Raw genomic sequence first — 20,133 nt, 5'->3', positions numbered from 1 at the left:
ACAAAGACGACGTAGCTAATTTTTCAAGTTGAACGAGTATACAAAACGATAATTTAAATTCAGGTTATTTGTGTTTAGTGGTTTACGAAAATTTGATAAAGATATATATAATTATAATGCTCCTAATTTTATACCTATAGCATGTCATTATAATGAAAATACTTTACTTACCAAAGACGGTAAATTACTACAAATTATCAAAATACACGGCATTACCTCAGAGAAAATAAGCGATAACATACAAAATTTACGTGAAATGGTTAGAGTTGCTATAACAAAGAATATAACCGATTATGATTTTGCTTTTTGGCTACATACAATACGAGAAAAACAAAACTTAGACGATTCAACTCCTTACAAAAAATTATTACCGGCAAATATTCATACCTTATGGCAAAGAAAAAACCATTGGAATGATAAATTCGTTAATACTTTATATATATCTATAGTACATGATTCTGCTAAAGTTAACATCACAAATTTTAACTCTTTAATAAATTCTTTATCTCATAAATTAATTACTGATTTTGAAAATAACTACTTAGATTCAGCTTTTCAAAAATTAGACAATATCACTAATAATATTTTAAATGATTTAAACGAATTCAGTGCTGAAAAACTCGGTATAATATTTGAAAATGATAATGTTTTTTCTAATCCTTTATTTTTATATAATCGCATAGCTAACCTTAATAATAATGATTGTTTGGTACCTATAATAGATTTATCCGATGCAATAGGTAGAAGTATTTATACAATTAGCAGCGATAAAATGGTAGTTACGGATCATGAGAAAAATAATAAATTCGTTTCTTTACTATCTATAAAAGAATATCATGAAACTCCTTCTAATATACTGGATAAATTTTTACAGTTACCGATTGAATTAATAATAACTGAAATATTTTACTTTGTTAGCAAAAAACAAGTAATATCCAAATTGCGTGGTCAAGATTATATTCTAAAAATTACTAACGACTCAACTTTACTTAATCACAAAGGGATTAATAAGCTTGATGCAGCTAATTTAGATTTTCAATTTTGTAATCAGCAAATTTCAATTGCCGTTATAGAAGAAGATGAAAATAAACTAGATGCAGCCGTAGCTAAAGCATCAACCGAACTTTTTAAACTTGGTATTATTCATGTAAAAGAAGATATTAATATTGAGCAAATATTTTGGTCGCAATTACCTGCTAACTTTGCCTTTATACGTAGAATGTCGCCATTATCCGTAGAGCATATTGCTTCTTTTACCGCTCTTCATAATACTACATTCGGTAATCAATATAATCCTTGGGGTAAGGCTATAACTTTACTGCGAACCGAGAAAGGTACTCCATATTTCATGAATTTTCATGATAAAACGAATAAAGGTAATACTTGCATCTTTGGTACGGGAAAAACCGGCAAAACCGTATTATTGAACTTTTTAATATCAGAATCGACTAAATACGATCCAACAATAATTTATATCTCTAATAATAATGATTCTAAAATTTTTATCGAGGCAATAGAAGGCAAATGGTTAGAACCGGACAAACAAATTATCAATCCATTTTTAGTAGATGATACAGAAAAATCACAAGCATTCATTTTAGAATTTTTAAAATTAATCAGTGGTCATTATATTTCACCTCTTAGCGAAATAGAGATATCCTTTCTAGAGAAATTAAAAAATAAAATTTTATCAATTGAAAAAGAAAAACGTATTTTTTCCGATATTTTAAAATTAGAAGATTTTAAGGAGGAAGGAGGAATACAAATACTTGATAAACTTAAAGTTTTTACCGAAGAACAATTATATTCCGGATTATTTGACGGATCGTCTCTTAACATTGAAGAAGAGAAAGTTATAGGGTTTAATTTATATAAACTTTCTGATGAGCCGTTTTCTAAACAATTTTACCCGACGGAGAGAAAATTTTTAGAACAATTTAATAATAATTTAAAGAAACACCAAAGTATTAGTGCAGCAGTAATTTATGCTTTTACTTATCATTTAAGTCTAGTTGGCACAAAACCTAAAATATTTGCTGCCGATAATTTTGATAAACTTTACAGACCTGAGATTTATTATGATAATATAAATTTAATCTATAATAATTTGTCTCAAAATAACGGTATTTTCGTCAGTAATTTCAATTTTATTTATCTTAAGTCATATCCAAAATATACTATAAAACCTTGGCTTGATTTAATTAATACTAAAATTATTCTACCATCTGACGTTAAAATAGAAGATTTAGATAAAATTTTAGGTTTAAGCAAGCCGGAAATACGAAAATTATCACAGCTAATACTTTCTGCAAGAATGTTCTTAATTAGTAAGGATAATGAATCGATAGCTTCTGAATTAAGTATTGCCGCTTTAATAGGAGTTGTCCGTATTTTATCAAGCAGACAGGAGGAAATGGATATTTATAAAAAAATACTTGAACAACACCAAGGTCCTCCGGATAATTGGGTTAATTACCTATATAATGAGTTAAATACGGACTAATATTTCACTCTGTCATCCCGTGATTTATTATGGGATCCAAAAAAAATTAAAAAGGACTGGATTCCGCTACAAGCTCGTGGGATGACAATAATTTATTAAATTTATTATGAACTATAAAAACAACGAGCATAAAGAATACTCAAAGTGTTAAAAAAATATTTACTATTTTTCTTATTTTCATTTTTCTCATTTAATGTATATGCATCTATTTGGGATGATATAGTCACTTGTCTTAGCGATCCATGTAATTGCGATCAAAGTGAGAGAACGGAAATTTGGAATAAGGATGGAGGCATCAATGCAAAGCCAAGAGGACCTTTTAAACCAGGCACATTATGTCCTCCTTGGAATAAAAGCGACGGTCGTAATAATGATACTTGTTTATTAAAATTTGATTACCCAGGTATATTTATCGGTTTTTTACTCAATAGATGTGCAGAAGAAGCTCCTGATAGTAGTTACTTTACTCCAAAAATTCGTATTAGAGTTCAAAACTGTAATGCCATAGCTTGTTGGCACCAAAACTCTACTTTAAATTGGGATGGAGAATGTGTATTATGGCCTACAGGTTACGGTATACCTCTAACTAGAGTCTGTGCTAGAGTTGCCGTACCGGATATGCCTCCACATCCCGGGATAAATGCCCCACCTTCCCCTGCAGATCCAGGTTATACCGATGGAGTACATCTCAATAAAGTCGGTTATACAGAAACTGATAATAAGATAATCGGTATAGACGGAAAAATAATTGCTTTAAAACCTCCTAAACTTTGTGCTTATAGCGATCCTGGACTTGTTAACCTTGTTTCAGATTCTGGTGTACATCTTGATCCGATGGACTGGAATCCTAATCGTCAACCTCTTCATCACACTAACAAACTTAGCCCTATTGCAAAAGTATTAAAATTTTTAGTTGAAACGATAAAAGGAGCAAGTTTACCAAGTTTATTAGGGCAGCTTCTTGGTATGATAGATCAAAATTCAGAATTTATAAAAGTACTGCAATCAATACTTAATGCAATAGGAGAGATTTTTAATTTTTTTCCTGCTTTAACAATAAAAATTATTGAAACACTTGGGTCATTAAACGGTGCTGTAGATAGCTATTCTTTTGGTTGTGTACAATTACCTTTAGGGCCTTTTCCACCACCATATTGTCCAAATTTAGATTATATTAGCACTAGTGCGAGTGCTCATAATGTATGTAGCATAAAAGATGCAAGCGGCCAGTTTGACCAATCTTCTACTAATCCGGCTTGTGTAGTGCCATCTAATATTAATGTTAAAAACAATATTGTTAATAATACCATACGTGTTAGCTTTAGCAATCTTGTTCCGCTTTGCACGAGTTCTCGCTCTGACCTCAAAACTTGTGTAGAACCACGTAATATAGATTTTTCTTCAGCAAAAATTACTCATACTAATACGGCTTTTAAAGATTTAATTAAATCGTGTAAGAATACTTCAGGCAACACTCCATGTATTAATACAGAAATTTCTACGCCATGTAGTGTTACGGCTAACGGTTGTAATGAGGGATTTAGAATAGTATATTCGCAGAAAATTGGAAATGTAGAAACACCCAGCGATTACTACATAAGCGATATACCGGACTGTCCAAGTTCTAATTCAACTACCTGTCAAAAAGTGTGGGGAGTTAATATCGGTGAATTTAAGGATGTAAGCGTAAAATTTCCTGAGGTACAAAAGCAAGATACAACTAGCTTAATGCCTATAAAGACAGATGTCATCTTAAAAGACAACAATGGTAAAGATAGAAAGCTTTATGTCTCTATTAGTAATACCGAAGACGATAAGCAAAATCCTAATAATATTTGCTTATTTGAGTCCGGTAATTTAATAGATTGTGTACCACGAGTAAATCATTCTTACAGCTTAGCTGCTTATGAATGTGCAAAGCAATATGCCGGAATTACCTGTACTAATAATAGCAATCCCAACGATGCTTATTATAAACCGCAATTCATTGCGTCAGTACAAGTAAGAGAAGGCGACAATATCATAGATGAAACAAGCACTCTTGTAACGCCGTTAGCATACGCCGGACCTCCACCTCCCAACCCCACTGACACAGAAAGCATAGTAATGCTTGCCGGTTATAAGTATAGTTCTTCCGTTGCGTTTATACCTAAAAATCCAAAGGAAGATAAATATATTGCTATGCCGTTTTCAGGAGAGAATACTCTAAATCAGTTGACTATTCACGGTAAATATAAAGACGATAAAGCACCTTATGATAGTAATGGAAATCCTGACTCAAGTGCGGTATATTTAAAATATTTAGAATATATAAATGGTAAATATATCCAAGGTGGAACGCATGCCTGCTTGATGCCGAAAAATTTCCAACATTGTAACCCTATGCTGCGTCCTACTTTACCTGATGGATCACCTATGCCTGGTTACAATCATGACTCAACAAATTGTGTACTTGCTAAACTCAACAACAATGATACTATAAATTGCAAAGATTTTAAAAATAAATATAACGTTAAATATCCAAATCTTGGCTTATGTAAAAAAGATATAGATCTAACGCGCTGTACTCTAGAAGAAACAGTGTCAGGTCCAGGAAGAGGTATTACAATTTATACTTGCAATATAAATAAGATTCCGAGTAAATGCTATACCAATAACGATAAGGCTAATACTCCAATATGTGTTTTAAGTAGGGATTATACAGATAGAATCGAGCCGAAACCTAACATAGGACCAATATTAGTACCGGTAGATCCTTCAAAATATTATACAGTGACATATACAAAAGGAGATAACAATACTCCTCCTGAGCCGACATATAACGCTGAGACTGAGGATGTAAGAGATAAAACTTGGCAAGAGCTAAATCTTTGTGCTCCTATATTAGTACCTACTTGTGCTAAAATTCCTAGCACAGAGAAAGCTCCTTCCGGTAACAATCACGGTAATGCAGAATGGCCTGAAAGCGATATAGGAGAACTTGCAAAAGGAAAATGCCCGACGAATTGGATACCTATTGATCCTAATAAACCTATAGAACGCCATTGTTTATCATATTTTGATAGAAAGGTTGTCGAGTTTGAACCTTTAGGCCACAATGTCGGCTGTAGAAAATTTAAAGGATTCCCCATAAAAGTTGGTTATAACGACTTTCCATCAGACCAATTACTTGAGACCCCTTATAATCCGGTAACTCAAATAGGTGACTATATCTTCAACAAAAAACCGGTACCACATGGGAGCATTATGGCATTTCCAAAGGATGGAGCACGTATAACTGCAACAAATAAACCGGACAATACAATATTGCATACTGTAGAATTCAAAGTAACTTTAGATGCAATAATGGACGATATTGAGTATTTTGAAGTAAAAGATTTATGGTATGATGATTGCACATTAATATATGTCAACGGCACGAAGTTACTTAGCTTTCCTACTAACATTGATTCTCTAGATGAGAAAAGGTACTGTAACAATGGCAATGACCAAGGTCAAGCATTACAAGCTAAAAATTTACCGATTGATATAAAGCGTTATTTAAAACAAGGAGAAAATACTATAAGATTCCAGCTAAGAGTTATGTTTGATGGAGGACTATATTTCCACATGCAATATAAAATGAAGAGATAAATAAATGAGTTGGATTATTTTTTATACGGTAATCGCTGCTTTACTGATTCTCGATTTGGGAATAATACACAAAAAAAATACCATAATGAGCTTTAAAGCAAGCATACTTTTTAGTCTTTTCTATCTTGTAATAGCTTGTTTATTCGGTATCTATGTTTACTATAATACGGGGGCAGATCATGCTCGTGAATATTATACTTGCTTTCTCATTGAGAAAGCTATGTCACTTGATAATATTTTTGTTATCTCTATTATTTTCCAATTTTTTAAAATTCCCTGGCAATATCAACATCGTGTTTTATTTTTCGGTATAATAGGCGTAATAATATTCAGAGCTGTAATGATTTACGGCGGTATTATTCTTATAAATAAATTTGCCTGGTTATTATATATTTTTGCCGTAATACTTATTGCTACAGGTATAAAAACTTTCTATGTATCACATAAAACTTTTGATATACAGAATTCTTATATTTACAAGTCAATAATAAAAAATCTAAATATTACCCCTAACCTTGAAGGGAATAAATTTGTTGTTAAACGTAATAACAAACTATATTGCACCCCCCTTTTTATATCTCTAGTACTGATAGAAGCAATAGATTTAGTCTTTGCTATAGATAGTATACCGGCAATATTCGCAATTACTAATGATGTTTATATAATTTATACTTCAAATATTTTTGCTATTTTAGGGCTTAGAGCGTTATTCTTTTGTTTAGCAGAAATTGTAGAACGTTTCAGTTATATAAAATATTCTTTGGCTTTAATTTTAATATTTATCAGCTTTAAAATATTTATTCATCATTATATAGCGATTCCAGAATATGTTGCGTTCACTGTAACTATTACTTTATTACTATTTGGTATAATTGCTTCCATAATTAGGAAAAATATGATTGACCATTAATGAAGGGGGTATATAATATTTTTTTATTTTTTAAGCAATTATAATGACTAAATTACTAAAATAAATTATTTTTTATTACTATTATCATTTTTAATAACATTGCTTTCGCAAAAGAAACAGGGTTCTATATAGGAGTAGAAGGCGAAATAATTGAACCGGTCGTTAGTAAATTCCGACATAAACACTCAAATACCGAAATAATTTTAAAAAAATCAAGTATGTATAGTGGAAAAATAGGCTATATAATATATCCACAGATAGCTATTGAATTCTCAGCAACTTATCAACCTAAATATAGTCTGCATTACGTATTACCTCAGCAAAATTTAAGTAATGGTCTCACTATTCCTAAAACCCCAGGTAATACTACCGTATTATCAAATCTATATATGCTAAATCTTATTTATGATTTAGAAAAAATAAAAACTTTCACACCTTTTGTAATACTTGGAGGTGGAATAGCACAAGTAAAAGTTAAGCCTACCTCTTCTAGGTGGAGTGTTATAAATAGCGATTATTTTAAAGTAAGAAAAACTCATAAAAATTGTGTTGCTTGGCAAGCAGGTCTTGGAATTTCACAAGATGTAACTTCAAATTTAAGTATTGATGCAACTGCAAAATTACAAACGGCATATAGAGTAAGAATTAATTATGATACGCTTGATATGAAAACGGGGCAATTCGTGCCAACAAATCCTATCAAAAAAACTATAACCGTTGGAGAATTTGGCATAGGATTTACTTATAGATTGCCATTTTAATAATTCTGTGAAATATTTATATGAAAGCTACAATGTCATCATCCCGCGGGATGACACGAATAATTCAACTATATAAGGGAAAAATATGTCTCCAAAAGCTACTAACTCTTCTTCTACCCCTAACGGTCATGATAAGATGGCAAAACAAACACATTCCGCACAATCCGTTGTTAACGGTGTGGTTTCAGATCATAACACTTATGATGAAATACCGTATGAAAGCTACCCATATGCTCTTACAAATCCTTATCACTTAAGTACACTTGCAACTCTTTTCGGTGTAAATGCTCCTGAAGTCGAGAATGCAAAAATATTAGAGCTTGGTTGTGCAGCAGGCGGTAATTTAATACCACATGCAGTTCTTTATCCAAAAGCTTATTTTGTTGGGGTTGATTTGTCTAAGGTACAAATTGACGAAGCAAGTAAAAATGTTAAAGCACTAGGATTAAAAAATATAGAGTTCCATCATTGTTCGATAACTGATATTAACGATTCTTTCGGTAAGTTTGATTATATAATTTGCCATGGCGTAATTTCTTGGGTACCAAAAACCGTTAGAGATAAAATTTTTGAAGTTTGTAATAAAAATCTTAGTCCAAACGGAATAACATATATTAGCTATAATACCCTCCCTGGCTGGAATATGGTCCGTACTATTAGAGATATGATGATGTATCATTCTAACTCATTTGCAAATGTACGGGATAGAATAGCTCAATCTAGATTGTTACTAGAATTTGTTAAGGATAGCTTAGAAAATTCTAAAACTCCTTATGCAGAAGCATTAAAAACCGAAGCAGGGCTACTTGCTACACAAACCGATCATTATTTACGTCATGATCATCTAGAAGAAGAAAATGCTCAATTCTACTTCCATGAATTTATGAATGAAGCAAGAAAGCACAATTTACAATATTTAGCCGATTGTAATCTTTCGACTATGTATCTCGGTAATATGCCGCCGAAAGTAGTAGAGCAGTTAAAAGCGGTAAACGATATAGTTAGAACCGAACAATATATGGATTTCATTACGAATCGTCGTTTTAGAACCACTTTACTATGTCATAGTGATGTGAAAATTAATAGAAATATTAACAATGATGATATAACGAAATTTAATATAATCTTTAATATAGTGCCTGAAAAACCACTCAAAGAAGTAGATCTTAATAATGCTTCCGAAAATTTAAAATTCTTCTTAAACGGCAATCAAGACTCTAACTTAACAACTAGTTCGCCTTATATGAAAGCTATTTTATACACTTTCAGCGAAAATCTAAATAATCCGTTAAGCTTTGAGAAAATAACCACTGAAGCTAATAAAAAGCTACATAATACTAAATTAAACGAAATCAAAGCTGAGCTTTTAAATAATGCAATGAAGCTAGTACTACAAGGTTATATTAGTATTACAAATCAGAAGCATCGAAATAACCCTGAGCTTGATAAGCCTAAAACAACAAAAATGGTGATACATCAAGCAACCCATACACCTTCTATGTGGGTTACAAATTTAAAACATGAACCGATCGGCGTTAATTTCTTTGAGAAGTTTGCACTTAGATATATGGATGGTAAACATGATAAAAAAGCAATCATTGAGGCTGTACTTGGTCATGTAGAAAAAGGCGAGTTAACTTTAAGTAAAGAAGGTCAAAAAGTAGAAAACAAGGCAGAAATACGCAAAGAACTAGAAAGCTTATTTATTCCGATGATCAAGAAATTTTCTTCTAATGCTTTGTTGGTGTAGCCAATTTGCACTCTGTCATACCGTGGTCTTGCCACGGTATCCATGATACTAAACAAAAATTATTTATTGATTCTCCTACGCCAATGGCGTATAATTATTATGAGTAAAAAAAGAATAATTTAAATGAAAAAGAATGCTTTGAAATAATACCTTACATTGCTGCTAATCCTGACCAAGGTGATATAATAAAAGGCACTGGAGGTATAAGAAGAAAGTTACGATTTACTTTAAGTAGTAATAATAAAGGTAAAAGTGGCAGTATAAGAATAATTTATTTTTACTACAATGAAAATATGCCGGTATTTTTAATAACCGGTTTTATAAAAAGTAAGATGGAAAATATTAATCATAATAGTTGTAATGAATTAAAAAAACTAACTGAAGAATTGGAACATTATATGTCGGACGAGGCAAAAATAAATAATAAAAATACTAATCAAACCGACAAAAGTATATTAATTGGAATGCAAGAGGCTGTTTTATACACTAAAGGAAAATTAAAAGCAAATAAACATGATATAAAATTATCTAATATAGACGTGCATGAAGCAAGAGATAAGTTAAAATTAACACAACAACAATTTGCTACAACATTTGGAGTGAGTGTTGCAACTTTAAGAAACTGGGAACAAGGCAGAAGATTACCTACCGGAGCTGCAAAATTACTTCTTAATATTATTGAGAAAGAACCTAATGTTGTGAAACGAGTTTTACGAGGATAAAATAGAGATAAGACACAACCTATATAAACACCATGCCTATATTTTTTTATTTATTTGCAACGTTAATAACTATCAGTAGCGTATGCGTTGTCTTAAGCAAAAATTCCGTATATTCGGTATTATGGTTAATTTTTGCATTTATCAACGGTGCAGGGCTTATGATTTTGCTTGGAGCAGAATTTTTAGCTATGATGCTGATAGTGATTTATGTTGGAGCTGTAGCAGTATTATTCTTATTTGTGATAATGATGCTAGATATGCATTTTAATAAGAACATAACACAGCTAAAAGCAAATCTAGCTTTAAGTATTTTTATAGCTTTGATTATGTTTGCCGATTTAGTAATAATTATTTTACTTGGTACTAAAAATATTAATTTCAACTCCAATGTATCGTTTACCTTAACAAATAATATCTCAAATACTAAAGCAATAGGAGGCGTACTCTACACAGACTTTATGCTACCGTTTCAAATGGCGGGCCTTATATTATTTGTCGCTATGATTGCATGTATTACGTTAACACTAAAGAAGCGTGAGGGAGTAAAACGTCAAGATATATCAAAACAACTACATCACAATAAAGAAAATACCGTATTAATGACAAAGCCTATTCTAAATAAAGGTGTTGAGAATATTAAATATGAATGAATATATTTCGCTTAATCATTATTTAATCTTAAGCAGCTTAGTTTTTACTATCGGAATGTTTGGATTATTTATGCATCGCAAAAATATTATCAATATATTAATGTCTATTGAGTTAATGCTGCTTGCAGTTAACATAAATTTTGTTGCATTTTCCGTATATATGCAAGAATTATCGGGACAAATTTTTAGTATTATACTCTTAACCGTAGCAGCTGCCGAAACCTCAATCGGACTTGCAATATTACTAATATATTTCCGTAATAAAGGCTCCATTGAAATTACTGACATTAATCAGATGTGGGGATAATGATGTATCAAAATATTTGCATAATGATCATCATGTTACCGCTTGCATCTAGCATAATAAATGGGTTATTCGTAAGGGTAATAGACAAAAAATTAGCGCAAGTAATTGCAACCGGCTTTTTATCTTTATCTGCCTTATTCTCATTAATAATATTTTGCGATGCAGGCTTAGACGGGAATATAATCCATATTAAATTATTACCATGGATTGAGGTTGGAAATTTTAAAGTAAATTGGTCGATTTATATCGATCAGCTAACTAGCATAATGTTTATAGCCGTAACATGGGTGTCAAGCATCGTGCATATCTACTCGCTTGGCTATATGGCCGAAGATAAGGGGATTATACGCTTCTTGTCTTTTCTTTCTTTATTCACTTTTTTTATGTTAATACTAGTATCTAGCGATAATTTCTTACAGTTATTTTTCGGTTGGGAGGGCGTCGGCATTTGCTCATATTTACTAATAGGTTTTTGGTATTCAAAAGAATCAGCCAATAAAGCAGCGATTAAAGCTTTTATAATAAATAGAGCCAGCGATTTTGCTTTTATCTTAGGCGTAATGACGATTATTGTTTATTGTGGCTCAGCAAATTACAAAGATGTATTGTCATCTGCAGAATTATTATCTAATATAAAAATATTTTTACATTTTTCTATTCTAGACATTATTTGTTTATTATTATTCATCGGTTGTATGGGTAAATCTGCACAGATCGGTTTACATGTATGGCTTCCTGATGCGATGGAAGGACCGACTCCGGTATCTGCACTTATTCATGCAGCAACCATGGTAACGGCAGGAGTATTCTTAGTAGCACGCTGTTCGTATTTATTTGAATATAGCCCTTTAATTTTACAATTTATTACGATTATCGGCGGTGTTACTTGTCTTTTTGCTGCAAGCATTGCTATTATGCAGAGCGATATCAAGAAGATTATTGCTTACTCAACTTGCAGTCAGCTTGGTTATATGTTCATGGCGTGCGGAGTATCTGCCTATAATAGCGGAATATTTCACTTAGTAACTCATGCCTTTTTTAAGGCCTTATTATTCTTATCAGCCGGCAGCGTAATACATGCCGTTCACGAGCAGGATATTTTTAAAATGGGTGATTTAAGAAATAAAATGCCGGTAACTTATGGCAACTTCTTAATCGGCTCACTTGCACTAATAGGGATTTATCCTTTGGCAGGATTTTACTCTAAAGACTCGATTTTAGAAGCGGCTTATAGTAGCGGCTCGTTTATGTTTATTTTTGGAATAGCAGCAGCAATACTTACCGCTATTTATTCAATGAAGATTATTATGTTGGTATTTCATGGCAAAACTAAGCTAGAAAAAGATGTTTTTGAGTATGCTCACGAACCGGCTAAAGTAATGAATAATCCACTTATATTACTTGTCGCCGGGAGCTTTTTTAGCGGTATGATCGGCTATTATTTACTTGCTATGGACAAACCAAACGGTTATTTCCATACAAGCCTATTTAATTTACATATTTATAAATTACTAATTAGCCACCCGCCTTTATATATTAAGCTACTACCTATGGCAGTCGGTATAGTGGGAATTGTTACTGGGATTTACTTATATAAGTCAAGTACTGTTATGTCATTCCCGCAAAAGCGGAAATCCAGTAAAAATATTAAAAACGCCTGGATCCTGCGGTCAAGCCGCGGGATGACACCCCTTGTATTAATTTCCAACATATTACGCAATAAATATTACTTCGATGAAATATATAATTGCTTAATTGTGAAACCTATTAACTGTTTAGCTTCTTTATTTTATCTTGGCGATCAGCAAATAATCGATCGTTTTGGACCAAACGGTTTTTCACGAGTCGTTAATTGCTTTAGCGTTCTTACCGGCAAAATACAAACAGGATATGTTTTTAATTATGCTTTGTATATAGTATCATTTATTGTTGTAACAATTAGTTATTTTGTTTGGAAAAACATAATGTACTGATTTATTTGCGTTAAAAACTAAAACCGTCATTGCGAGCGAACGTAAAGAGCATGGCAATCTCATAAAATAATAACAAATTCCTGAGATTGCTTTGTCAATTACTTCGTAATTTGCTTCGCCATGACGGAAAAAAACTCATAAAATCTTAAAGAATGTTAGAATTACCTATTATATCTATCAGTATTTTTCTGCCGCTAATAAGCGTGCTATATATTTTGCTGTTTATTAGTCAAAGTAAAAAAGCAGATAAACCGATATATATAATGTATGTTGCAGTGCTTAGTTCTGTTTTAACATTCATCTCAACTATCTATATTTTAATAGAGTTTGACTCCTCAAACCCCGCTTATCAATTCGTTGAACGCTACGCTTGGCTTGATAAGATCGGGCTTGAATTCCATGTAGGCGTTGACGGTATATCAATATTTTTTGTGGTTCTAACTTCTTTTCTTACTCTTATTTGTATAATTGGAAGCTTATTTACCGTTAAAAAATATATTAAAGAATATTTGGTATGTTTCTTATTAATGGAATCTTTTTGTATAGGGGCATTTACCTCGGTAAATTTACTATTATTTTATCTGTTTTTTGAAGCAATATTAGTGCCGATGTATATTATTATCGGCGTATGGGGTGGCAAGAATAGAATATATGCGGCTCTTAAATTCTTCTTATACACGTTCTTTGGTTCTGTATTTTTCCTACTTTCATTAATTTATATTTATAGCAAAATGCATAGCTTTGATTTAACCTATATCTTTCAGCTTACCGATAATATTCCATTATTTGCTCAGCAAATTTTATGGTGGACTATCTTTATTGCTTTTGCCGTTAAAATCCCTATTATTCCTTTTCATACTTGGCTACCCGATGCACACGTACAAGCTCCAACCAGCGGCTCGGTTATTCTTGCCGGTATTTTGCTAAAACTCGGCGGTTACGGTTTTTTAAGAGTATTACTACCTCTATGTCCGAGTGTATCACAAGAATTTGCAATTTACGTAATTTACCTTAGCGTTATTGCTATAATATATGCATCACTCGTTGCGCTTGCTCAAAAAGATATGAAGAAGATGATAGCATATTCATCTATTGCACATATGGGATATGTTACGATAGGTATTTTTAGCTTTACTAAAGCCGGAGTTAGCGGAGCAATATTTCAGATGCTTAGCCACGGTGTGATTTCTTCATGTCTATTCTTAATAGTCGGTACTTTGTACGAAAGATTACATACAAAAGAAATAGCTAAATATGGTGGTGTAGCAAGTAAAATGCCGGTGCTTGCCGCATTTTTTATGATTGCAATGCTCGGCTCTGTCGGGTTACCCGGAACTAGTGGATTTATTGGAGAATTTTTAAGCCTGCTTGGGATTTATAAGGTGAATGTAGTAGCAACCTTTATAGCAGCTCTCGGCATAATCTTCGGGGCGGTTTATATGCTGAAATTATACAAAGAAGTAATGCTCGGTGAAATTACCAATAAAGAAATTATGCATTTCAGAGATTTATATACATACGAAATAATCTCAATAGCTCCTTTAATATTATTAATTATTTACTTTGGTCTAATGCCGAGTTCTATTTTAAATGTATTTAGCTTATCGGTGGAAAATTTGCTGGTAAAATTTTAATTGCTTACAAAAAATATAAATACTACTCTAATTATAGAACTTAAAAGTGAGATTTATATGAAAAATAGCAAAAGAACCTAAAAAATAAACCATGAATTAAACAACGCAACTAAAAAACTAGGTCAAAAAGCTAATAAGGTAACAGGCATAGATATAAGTCATGTGGTAAATCCTGATGCATCAGATCATAAAGAAGCTTGAAGAGATGCTCGTGAGAAACTTGGAATTGGTCATAATAATCAACAAGATAATACAGCATTAACGGACCACACCAGAAGAGCATCATGAAAATTAAATTTATTAAAAAGCAACAGATGTAATACCGTGGCTTGACCACGATATCTAGTAAAATTATTAGTATTTTGAATTGCTTTTATATGGATACCGTGGTCAAGCTACGGTATAACAAGGATATGCTATCACTTCATCAATTACAATTTAAAAACTTATTTGATCTAAATATTACTTTTCTTCCTTCTTCTATAACATATATAAAAGGAGCTAACGGTTGTGGGAAAAGCTCGTTGCTACGAATGATAGCAGGAATTATGCAACCGAGTAGCGGTCATATCTACTATAGAAACTGTAATATTAACAATATCGCTAAACTTTACTGCACTTATATCGGTCATAATTTAGGTCTAAAATCAGAAATGACTGTTTTTGAGAATCTAAAATTTTGGTCAGAAATTTATAATTCCGTTGCAACCCTATATGCTGCTATTCATTACTTCAAATTACACGACTTATTAGATAAAAAATGCTATAGTTTGTCTAGCGGAATGCAGAAAATCGTAGCCATAGCAAGGCTTATTGCTTGCCAATCTGACCTATGGCTACTTGATGAAGTTGAAACTAACTTAAGCAAAGAAAATAGGGCTTTACTCAATAATCTAATTGTCATGAAAGCAAATAGCGGCGGTATTGTTCTTCTATCCTCTCATCTAGAAAGCTCTATAAAATCTGCACAGATATTACGGCTTGATTAATTATTATTGTTTTGCGTATTTTTATAAATCTCCCAATGTACAATAAAAAATATAAGGCTAACTATAATCCAAATTGAACAATTAATTATTGTACTTACAGCATGTGTTTTAGTAACTTTATATATTATTCTTATAACTATTGTCTTCTAGCTCTTTTGGAGGCTTTTAATTGTTCATATAAATCCTTATCATATGATTTTAGCTTTAAATATTGCTCATTAGTACTATATATTTTATGAGTTCCTCTTATTCTAGTAGGAATATAGTTTTTTAGTTTTTATAATTAAGAGAATAAAAGTCAAAAAAAAGAAAAGCAAGCATTAAATTACAAAGGTTTATGAAATCTCGAATGCAAGGTTCGAATTTTCATGATATATTTTTTTAATTTAACTTTTTTGCAATGAACCTATTAACAGAATCACAATAGCATAATATACGTATATATTCCGAATAAATGAAGAGTAATTAAACGAGTATATTACCTATACTCGTAATCTTTGTGTAGTTTACTAGCGAGTACCTGTTCCCATCTATTGCCATTTTGCAGTAATCTTTCCTTATCGTAAATAAGTGCGGTATGAGTTAGACTTGCAAACTCAAAATTAGGACCTTCAACTATTGCATCTACAGGGCAAGCTTCCTGACATAATCCGCAATAAATGCATTTTGTCATATCTATATCATAACGAGTAGTACGCCTGCTGCCGTCTTCTCGTTCGTCCGCTTCAATTACTATCGCTTGTGCCGGACAAATCGCCTCACAGAGTTTGCACGCAATGCAGCGTTCTTCACCGTTTTCATAGCGACGCAGGGCATGTTCACCCTTAAATCTTGGACTAATAGGGCTTTTTTCATAAGGATACTTTATGGTAACTTTGGGCTTAAAGAAATACTTTAAAGTCAAAGCCATCCCCCTTACTATCTCATATAGAAAAAACGATTTTAAATAGTGTATCATAAAAATTATATATTAAAGATCGATGTATTTCTGCGGGGCATCACCCGCATGAATACCGAGTTGTCATTGCGAGCAGCCGTAGGCTGCGTGGCAATCTCATCAAATATCCTGAGATTGCTTCGTCAATTACTTCGTAATTTCCTCGCAATGACGGGTAAACCGATCAAGCAACAACGATAATAACACCTAAATACTCGGTAAATTATCTGTATAAACAAGCACACTTGATACTAACACTACCCAAAATAAAGTTAGAGGTAAAAATACTTTCCAGCCAAGTCGCATTAATTGGTCATAGCGATATCTTGGTAAGGTCGCTCTAATCCATAAAAAACAAAACAATAAGAATCCGACCTTAAATACAAACCAAAAGAACCCCGGAATACAATCTAACCACGATATATTAAAGGGCGGCAAGTAACCTCCTAAAAAGAAAGTCGTAGTCATTGCACTAACTAATATCATATTAGCATATTCACCTAGAAAAAATAAAGCAAATCCCATAGAGGAATATTCAACATTATAGCCAGCAACTAACTCCGATTCTGCTTCAGGTAAATCAAAAGGTAATCTATTTGTTTCGGCAAGCACCGAGATAAAAAACACGACACCCATAGGTAGTAGCATTAAATCAATCCACCACGGCATTGTTCTTTGTACTTCAATGATCTCACTTAAATTGAGAGTACCAGTAGTAAGTAGCACGGTAATAATAACCAGCCCCATCGAAACTTCATAAGAAATCATTTGGGCAGAGGAACGTATAGCTCCTAAAAAAGCATATTTTGAGTTACTAGCCCAGCCAGCAATAATAATTCCATAAACACTTAAAGAAGAAATAGCAAGAATATATAAAACACCTACATTAATATCTGCCAGAACTACGCCCTTTGCAAAGGGTATAACTGCCCAGCCAATTAAACTTAATATAAAAGTTATCATCGGTGCTAAAATAAATAATATTTTATCAGAATTGGTTGGAATGATCGGCTCTTTGAATAAGAGCTTAACCGCATCGGCAATAGGCTGAAGTAATCCAAACGGACCGACAACGTTAGGTCCTCGTCGAAGCTGCATTAATCCAATAACACGACGCTCTGCATATGTTAAATACGCAACGCACAATATTAAAGGGATAGTAATTGCAACTACCTTTAGAGCGATGATAATTAACGGAAAAATATCTTCAAAAAAGAGTTCTAGCATAGTTGTACTCTTATTATGTCATTCCCGCAAAAGTGAGAATCCAGAAAATAATTTACAAAAAAAGAGCTGGATTCCCGCTTTTGCAGGAATGACATACGGGGTGAGAATAGCATATTTTTCATCATGCCACCTCCTCGTCTCTTGCTTCCTTAGCCTCAACGCACTTAGCCATAGTGACCGAATTTTTACTAATCACGTCAGTCATATAATAATTAATAGGTTCTGCAGTTATAGGCTCTTTTGATAACTTATCTTTAGAGCTAAACTTACTAAATTTATTTTCTATAATTCTATCAATACTAGCAAATACCTTATATTCTTTAGCAAGTCTTACTCTTACTTCTTGCAAATTATCCATTCCGATATCTATTTTTAGATAACCGGCAAGCTCTTTAATAATTTCTATATCTTCTTTAGCTACTCCTACAGGCGATACTGCTTTTTCTGCTATTTGCGGTCTACCTTCTAAATTTACGTAAATTCCGCTCTGCTCGGTATAAGCAGCCGCAGGTAAAATTACATCAGCACTGCTAGCACCTGCGTCCCCGTGATGTCCTTGATATATTATAAAAGTCGATTTCAGCTTATCAACTGGGATGGCGTCCGTTCCAAGTAAATAAGCGAGTTCCAACTCTTCGAGCTTAATAGGAGTATTAAAACCAATATCAAGACCGCCAACTATAGAAGCGTGATTATGCAATATATTAAAACCTTTCCAATCATCACGCATAATATTATATTCAGTCACTATCTTATGAATAAGCGACAATATAGCATATCCGTCATCTCTTGCATATACACCGTTACCTACTATAATCATCAGATATTTTGCTGCTTTTAATGCTTTCGTAAACTCATGAGTACCAATGGCTAGCTCCTCAATAATCTTAATATCACTTCCTAAATTCTGAATTTTATAGGTTTGGTTATGCCCCCCACCTATTCTTGCTACTTTTAGTGAGTCGGCACGTACTCGCATACCTATTCTACTATTTAATACTGGAGCTATTTGCCTTGGATTGGCTCCGATTAGCAGACATAAATCAGCCTTTTCTATCCCTGCAATAGTAGTATTAAATAAATAATTACCTCGCTGCATGGTATCTAGTTTATAGTCAAACTGATTAACACTGTAATTATTAGAGCCAAGCTTTTGCAATAATGTTTTTAACATAAACATTGCTTCAACAGAAGAGAGAGAACCAGCAATAGCAGCAATCTTTTCTGGTTTTACGGATTTTATTTTATCCGTTACTGTCTTTAAAGCTTCACTCCAGCTAGCTTCTACTAACTTACCGTTTTTTCTGATATAAGGACGATCCAAGCGCTGATATTTTAAACCATCATAACTAAAACGATTCTTATCCGAAAGCCACTCTTCATTTATTTCTTCATTAATACGAGGTAATATTCTCATTATCTCATCGCCTCTACTATCAATACGAATATTAGAGCCTTCGGCATCATGCACTCCAATGCTAGCGGTATGTTTTAGCTCCCATTTACGAGCTTTAAAAGCATAAGGCTTAGAGTTCAAAGCACCGACGGGACAAATATCGATCATATTACCGGAAATTTCGGAATCTAAAGTTTGCTCTAAATATGAAGTTACTTCAATGTGTTCTCCACGGTAAATAGCTCCTATTTCCTCTATTCCCGCTATATCGCTCGCAAACCTAATACATCTTGTGCATTGTATACACCTAGTCATCGCTGTTTTAATCAACGGTCCCATATATTTATCTTTAATAGATCTCTTATTTTCGTGGAATCTATTAGTACCTTTGCCGTATCTGAAAGCCTGATCCTGTAAATTACACTCTCCGCCCTGATCACAAATAGGACAATCTAAAGGATGGTTAATCAGTAAAAACTCCATCACCCCTTCACGTGCTTTTTTTACCATCGGCGTATCGGTATGAATAACCATACCGTTACTTACCGGCATAGCACAAGAAGCTATAGGCTTTGGTGATTTTTCCATTTCAACCAAGCACATACGGCAATTACCAGCAATTTTTAGACGCTCATGATAACAAAAATGAGGGATTTCTTTTCCTGCTTGTGTACAGGCTTGATAAACGGTGCTACCTTCTGATACTTCTATTTCAGAACCGTCTACGTTCAGCTTTATCAT

At 32.8% G+C, this 20,133-nt stretch carries 14 protein-coding genes; 11 read left to right on the top strand and 3 right to left on the bottom strand.

The genetic code is table 11. From position 1 onward, the window contains the following. Positions 1 to 70: 70 nt before the first annotated feature. The 11 genes from ABVF33_RS00305 to ccmA all read left to right on the top strand — a co-directional run bounded on the left by ABVF33_RS00305 (position 71) and on the right by ccmA (position 15,832). Complete coding sequence (locus ABVF33_RS00305) at positions 71 to 2,503, top strand: VirB4 family type IV secretion/conjugal transfer ATPase (RefSeq protein ID WP_499705818.1); 2,433 nt, start codon at positions 71 to 73, stop codon at positions 2,501 to 2,503. Positions 2,504 to 2,647: 144 nt separating this feature from the next. Continuing rightward, the gene (locus ABVF33_RS00300) at positions 2,648 to 6,136 is read left to right on the top strand and encodes a hypothetical protein (RefSeq protein WP_499705817.1); all 3,489 of its coding nucleotides are present in this window, start codon (positions 2,648 to 2,650) and stop codon (positions 6,134 to 6,136) included. A gap of 4 nt (positions 6,137 to 6,140) precedes the next feature. Next, complete coding sequence (locus ABVF33_RS00295; protein ID WP_499705816.1) at positions 6,141 to 7,046, top strand: TerC/Alx family metal homeostasis membrane protein; 906 nt, start codon at positions 6,141 to 6,143, stop codon at positions 7,044 to 7,046. Between the two features lie 74 nt (positions 7,047 to 7,120). Beyond that, positions 7,121 to 7,807, top strand: coding sequence for an outer membrane protein (locus tag ABVF33_RS00290; protein ID WP_499706116.1), 687 nt, complete (start codon positions 7,121 to 7,123; stop codon positions 7,805 to 7,807). Between the two features lie 85 nt (positions 7,808 to 7,892). After that, a complete protein-coding gene (locus tag ABVF33_RS00285) occupies positions 7,893 to 9,557 on the top strand; it encodes a methyltransferase regulatory domain-containing protein (protein WP_499705815.1) in 1,665 nt (554 codons plus the stop codon). A gap of 143 nt (positions 9,558 to 9,700) precedes the next feature. After that, positions 9,701 to 10,279, top strand: a complete 579-nt coding sequence (locus tag ABVF33_RS00280; RefSeq protein WP_499706115.1) for a helix-turn-helix domain-containing protein — start codon at positions 9,701 to 9,703, stop codon at positions 10,277 to 10,279. Positions 10,280 to 10,311: 32 nt separating this feature from the next. Next, positions 10,312 to 10,929 carry an NADH-quinone oxidoreductase subunit J gene (locus ABVF33_RS00275; protein WP_499705814.1) on the top strand — a complete coding sequence of 206 codons (618 nt, stop codon included), beginning with the start codon at positions 10,312 to 10,314 and terminating at the stop codon, positions 10,927 to 10,929. Then, on the top strand, positions 10,922 to 11,236 hold the full coding sequence (gene nuoK, locus ABVF33_RS00270; protein WP_041471958.1) for an NADH-quinone oxidoreductase subunit NuoK: 315 nt from the start codon (positions 10,922 to 10,924) through the stop codon (positions 11,234 to 11,236). The genes ABVF33_RS00275 and nuoK overlap by 8 nt, the downstream gene beginning before the upstream one ends. Next, a complete protein-coding gene (gene nuoL / locus ABVF33_RS00265) occupies positions 11,236 to 13,209 on the top strand; it encodes an NADH-quinone oxidoreductase subunit L (RefSeq protein WP_499705813.1) in 1,974 nt (657 codons plus the stop codon). The genes nuoK and nuoL overlap by 1 nt, the downstream gene beginning before the upstream one ends. Before the next feature lie 152 nt (positions 13,210 to 13,361). Then, the gene (locus ABVF33_RS00260; protein ID WP_499705812.1) at positions 13,362 to 14,843 is read left to right on the top strand and encodes an NADH-quinone oxidoreductase subunit M; all 1,482 of its coding nucleotides are present in this window, start codon (positions 13,362 to 13,364) and stop codon (positions 14,841 to 14,843) included. A gap of 413 nt (positions 14,844 to 15,256) precedes the next feature. Then, the gene (ccmA, locus tag ABVF33_RS00255) at positions 15,257 to 15,832 is read left to right on the top strand and encodes a heme ABC exporter ATP-binding protein CcmA (protein WP_499705811.1); all 576 of its coding nucleotides are present in this window, start codon (positions 15,257 to 15,259) and stop codon (positions 15,830 to 15,832) included. 478 nt (positions 15,833 to 16,310) lie between these two features. Here ccmA and nuoI read toward each other — a convergent pair whose 3' ends face one another. From nuoI to nuoG, 3 genes are all read right to left on the bottom strand, one after another. Beyond that, the gene (nuoI, locus tag ABVF33_RS00250) at positions 16,311 to 16,790 is read right to left on the bottom strand and encodes an NADH-quinone oxidoreductase subunit NuoI (RefSeq protein WP_499705810.1); all 480 of its coding nucleotides are present in this window, start codon (positions 16,788 to 16,790) and stop codon (positions 16,311 to 16,313) included. A 186-nt stretch (positions 16,791 to 16,976) separates the two neighbouring features. Then, positions 16,977 to 17,996 carry an NADH-quinone oxidoreductase subunit NuoH gene (gene nuoH, locus ABVF33_RS00245; protein WP_499705809.1) on the bottom strand — a complete coding sequence of 340 codons (1,020 nt, stop codon included), beginning with the start codon at positions 17,994 to 17,996 and terminating at the stop codon, positions 16,977 to 16,979. A 121-nt stretch (positions 17,997 to 18,117) separates the two neighbouring features. Further along, entirely contained in the window at positions 18,118 to 20,133 is a 2,016-nt protein-coding gene (gene nuoG, locus ABVF33_RS00240) for an NADH-quinone oxidoreductase subunit NuoG (RefSeq protein WP_499705808.1), read from the bottom strand.

The organism is Candidatus Rickettsia barbarica (assembly GCF_041477405.1).
Classification (GTDB): Bacteria; Pseudomonadota; Alphaproteobacteria; order Rickettsiales; family Rickettsiaceae; genus Rickettsia; species Rickettsia rickettsii.
Note: the sequence above shows the minus strand (reverse complement) of the source record. Positions and strands in the feature narration are given on the sequence as shown.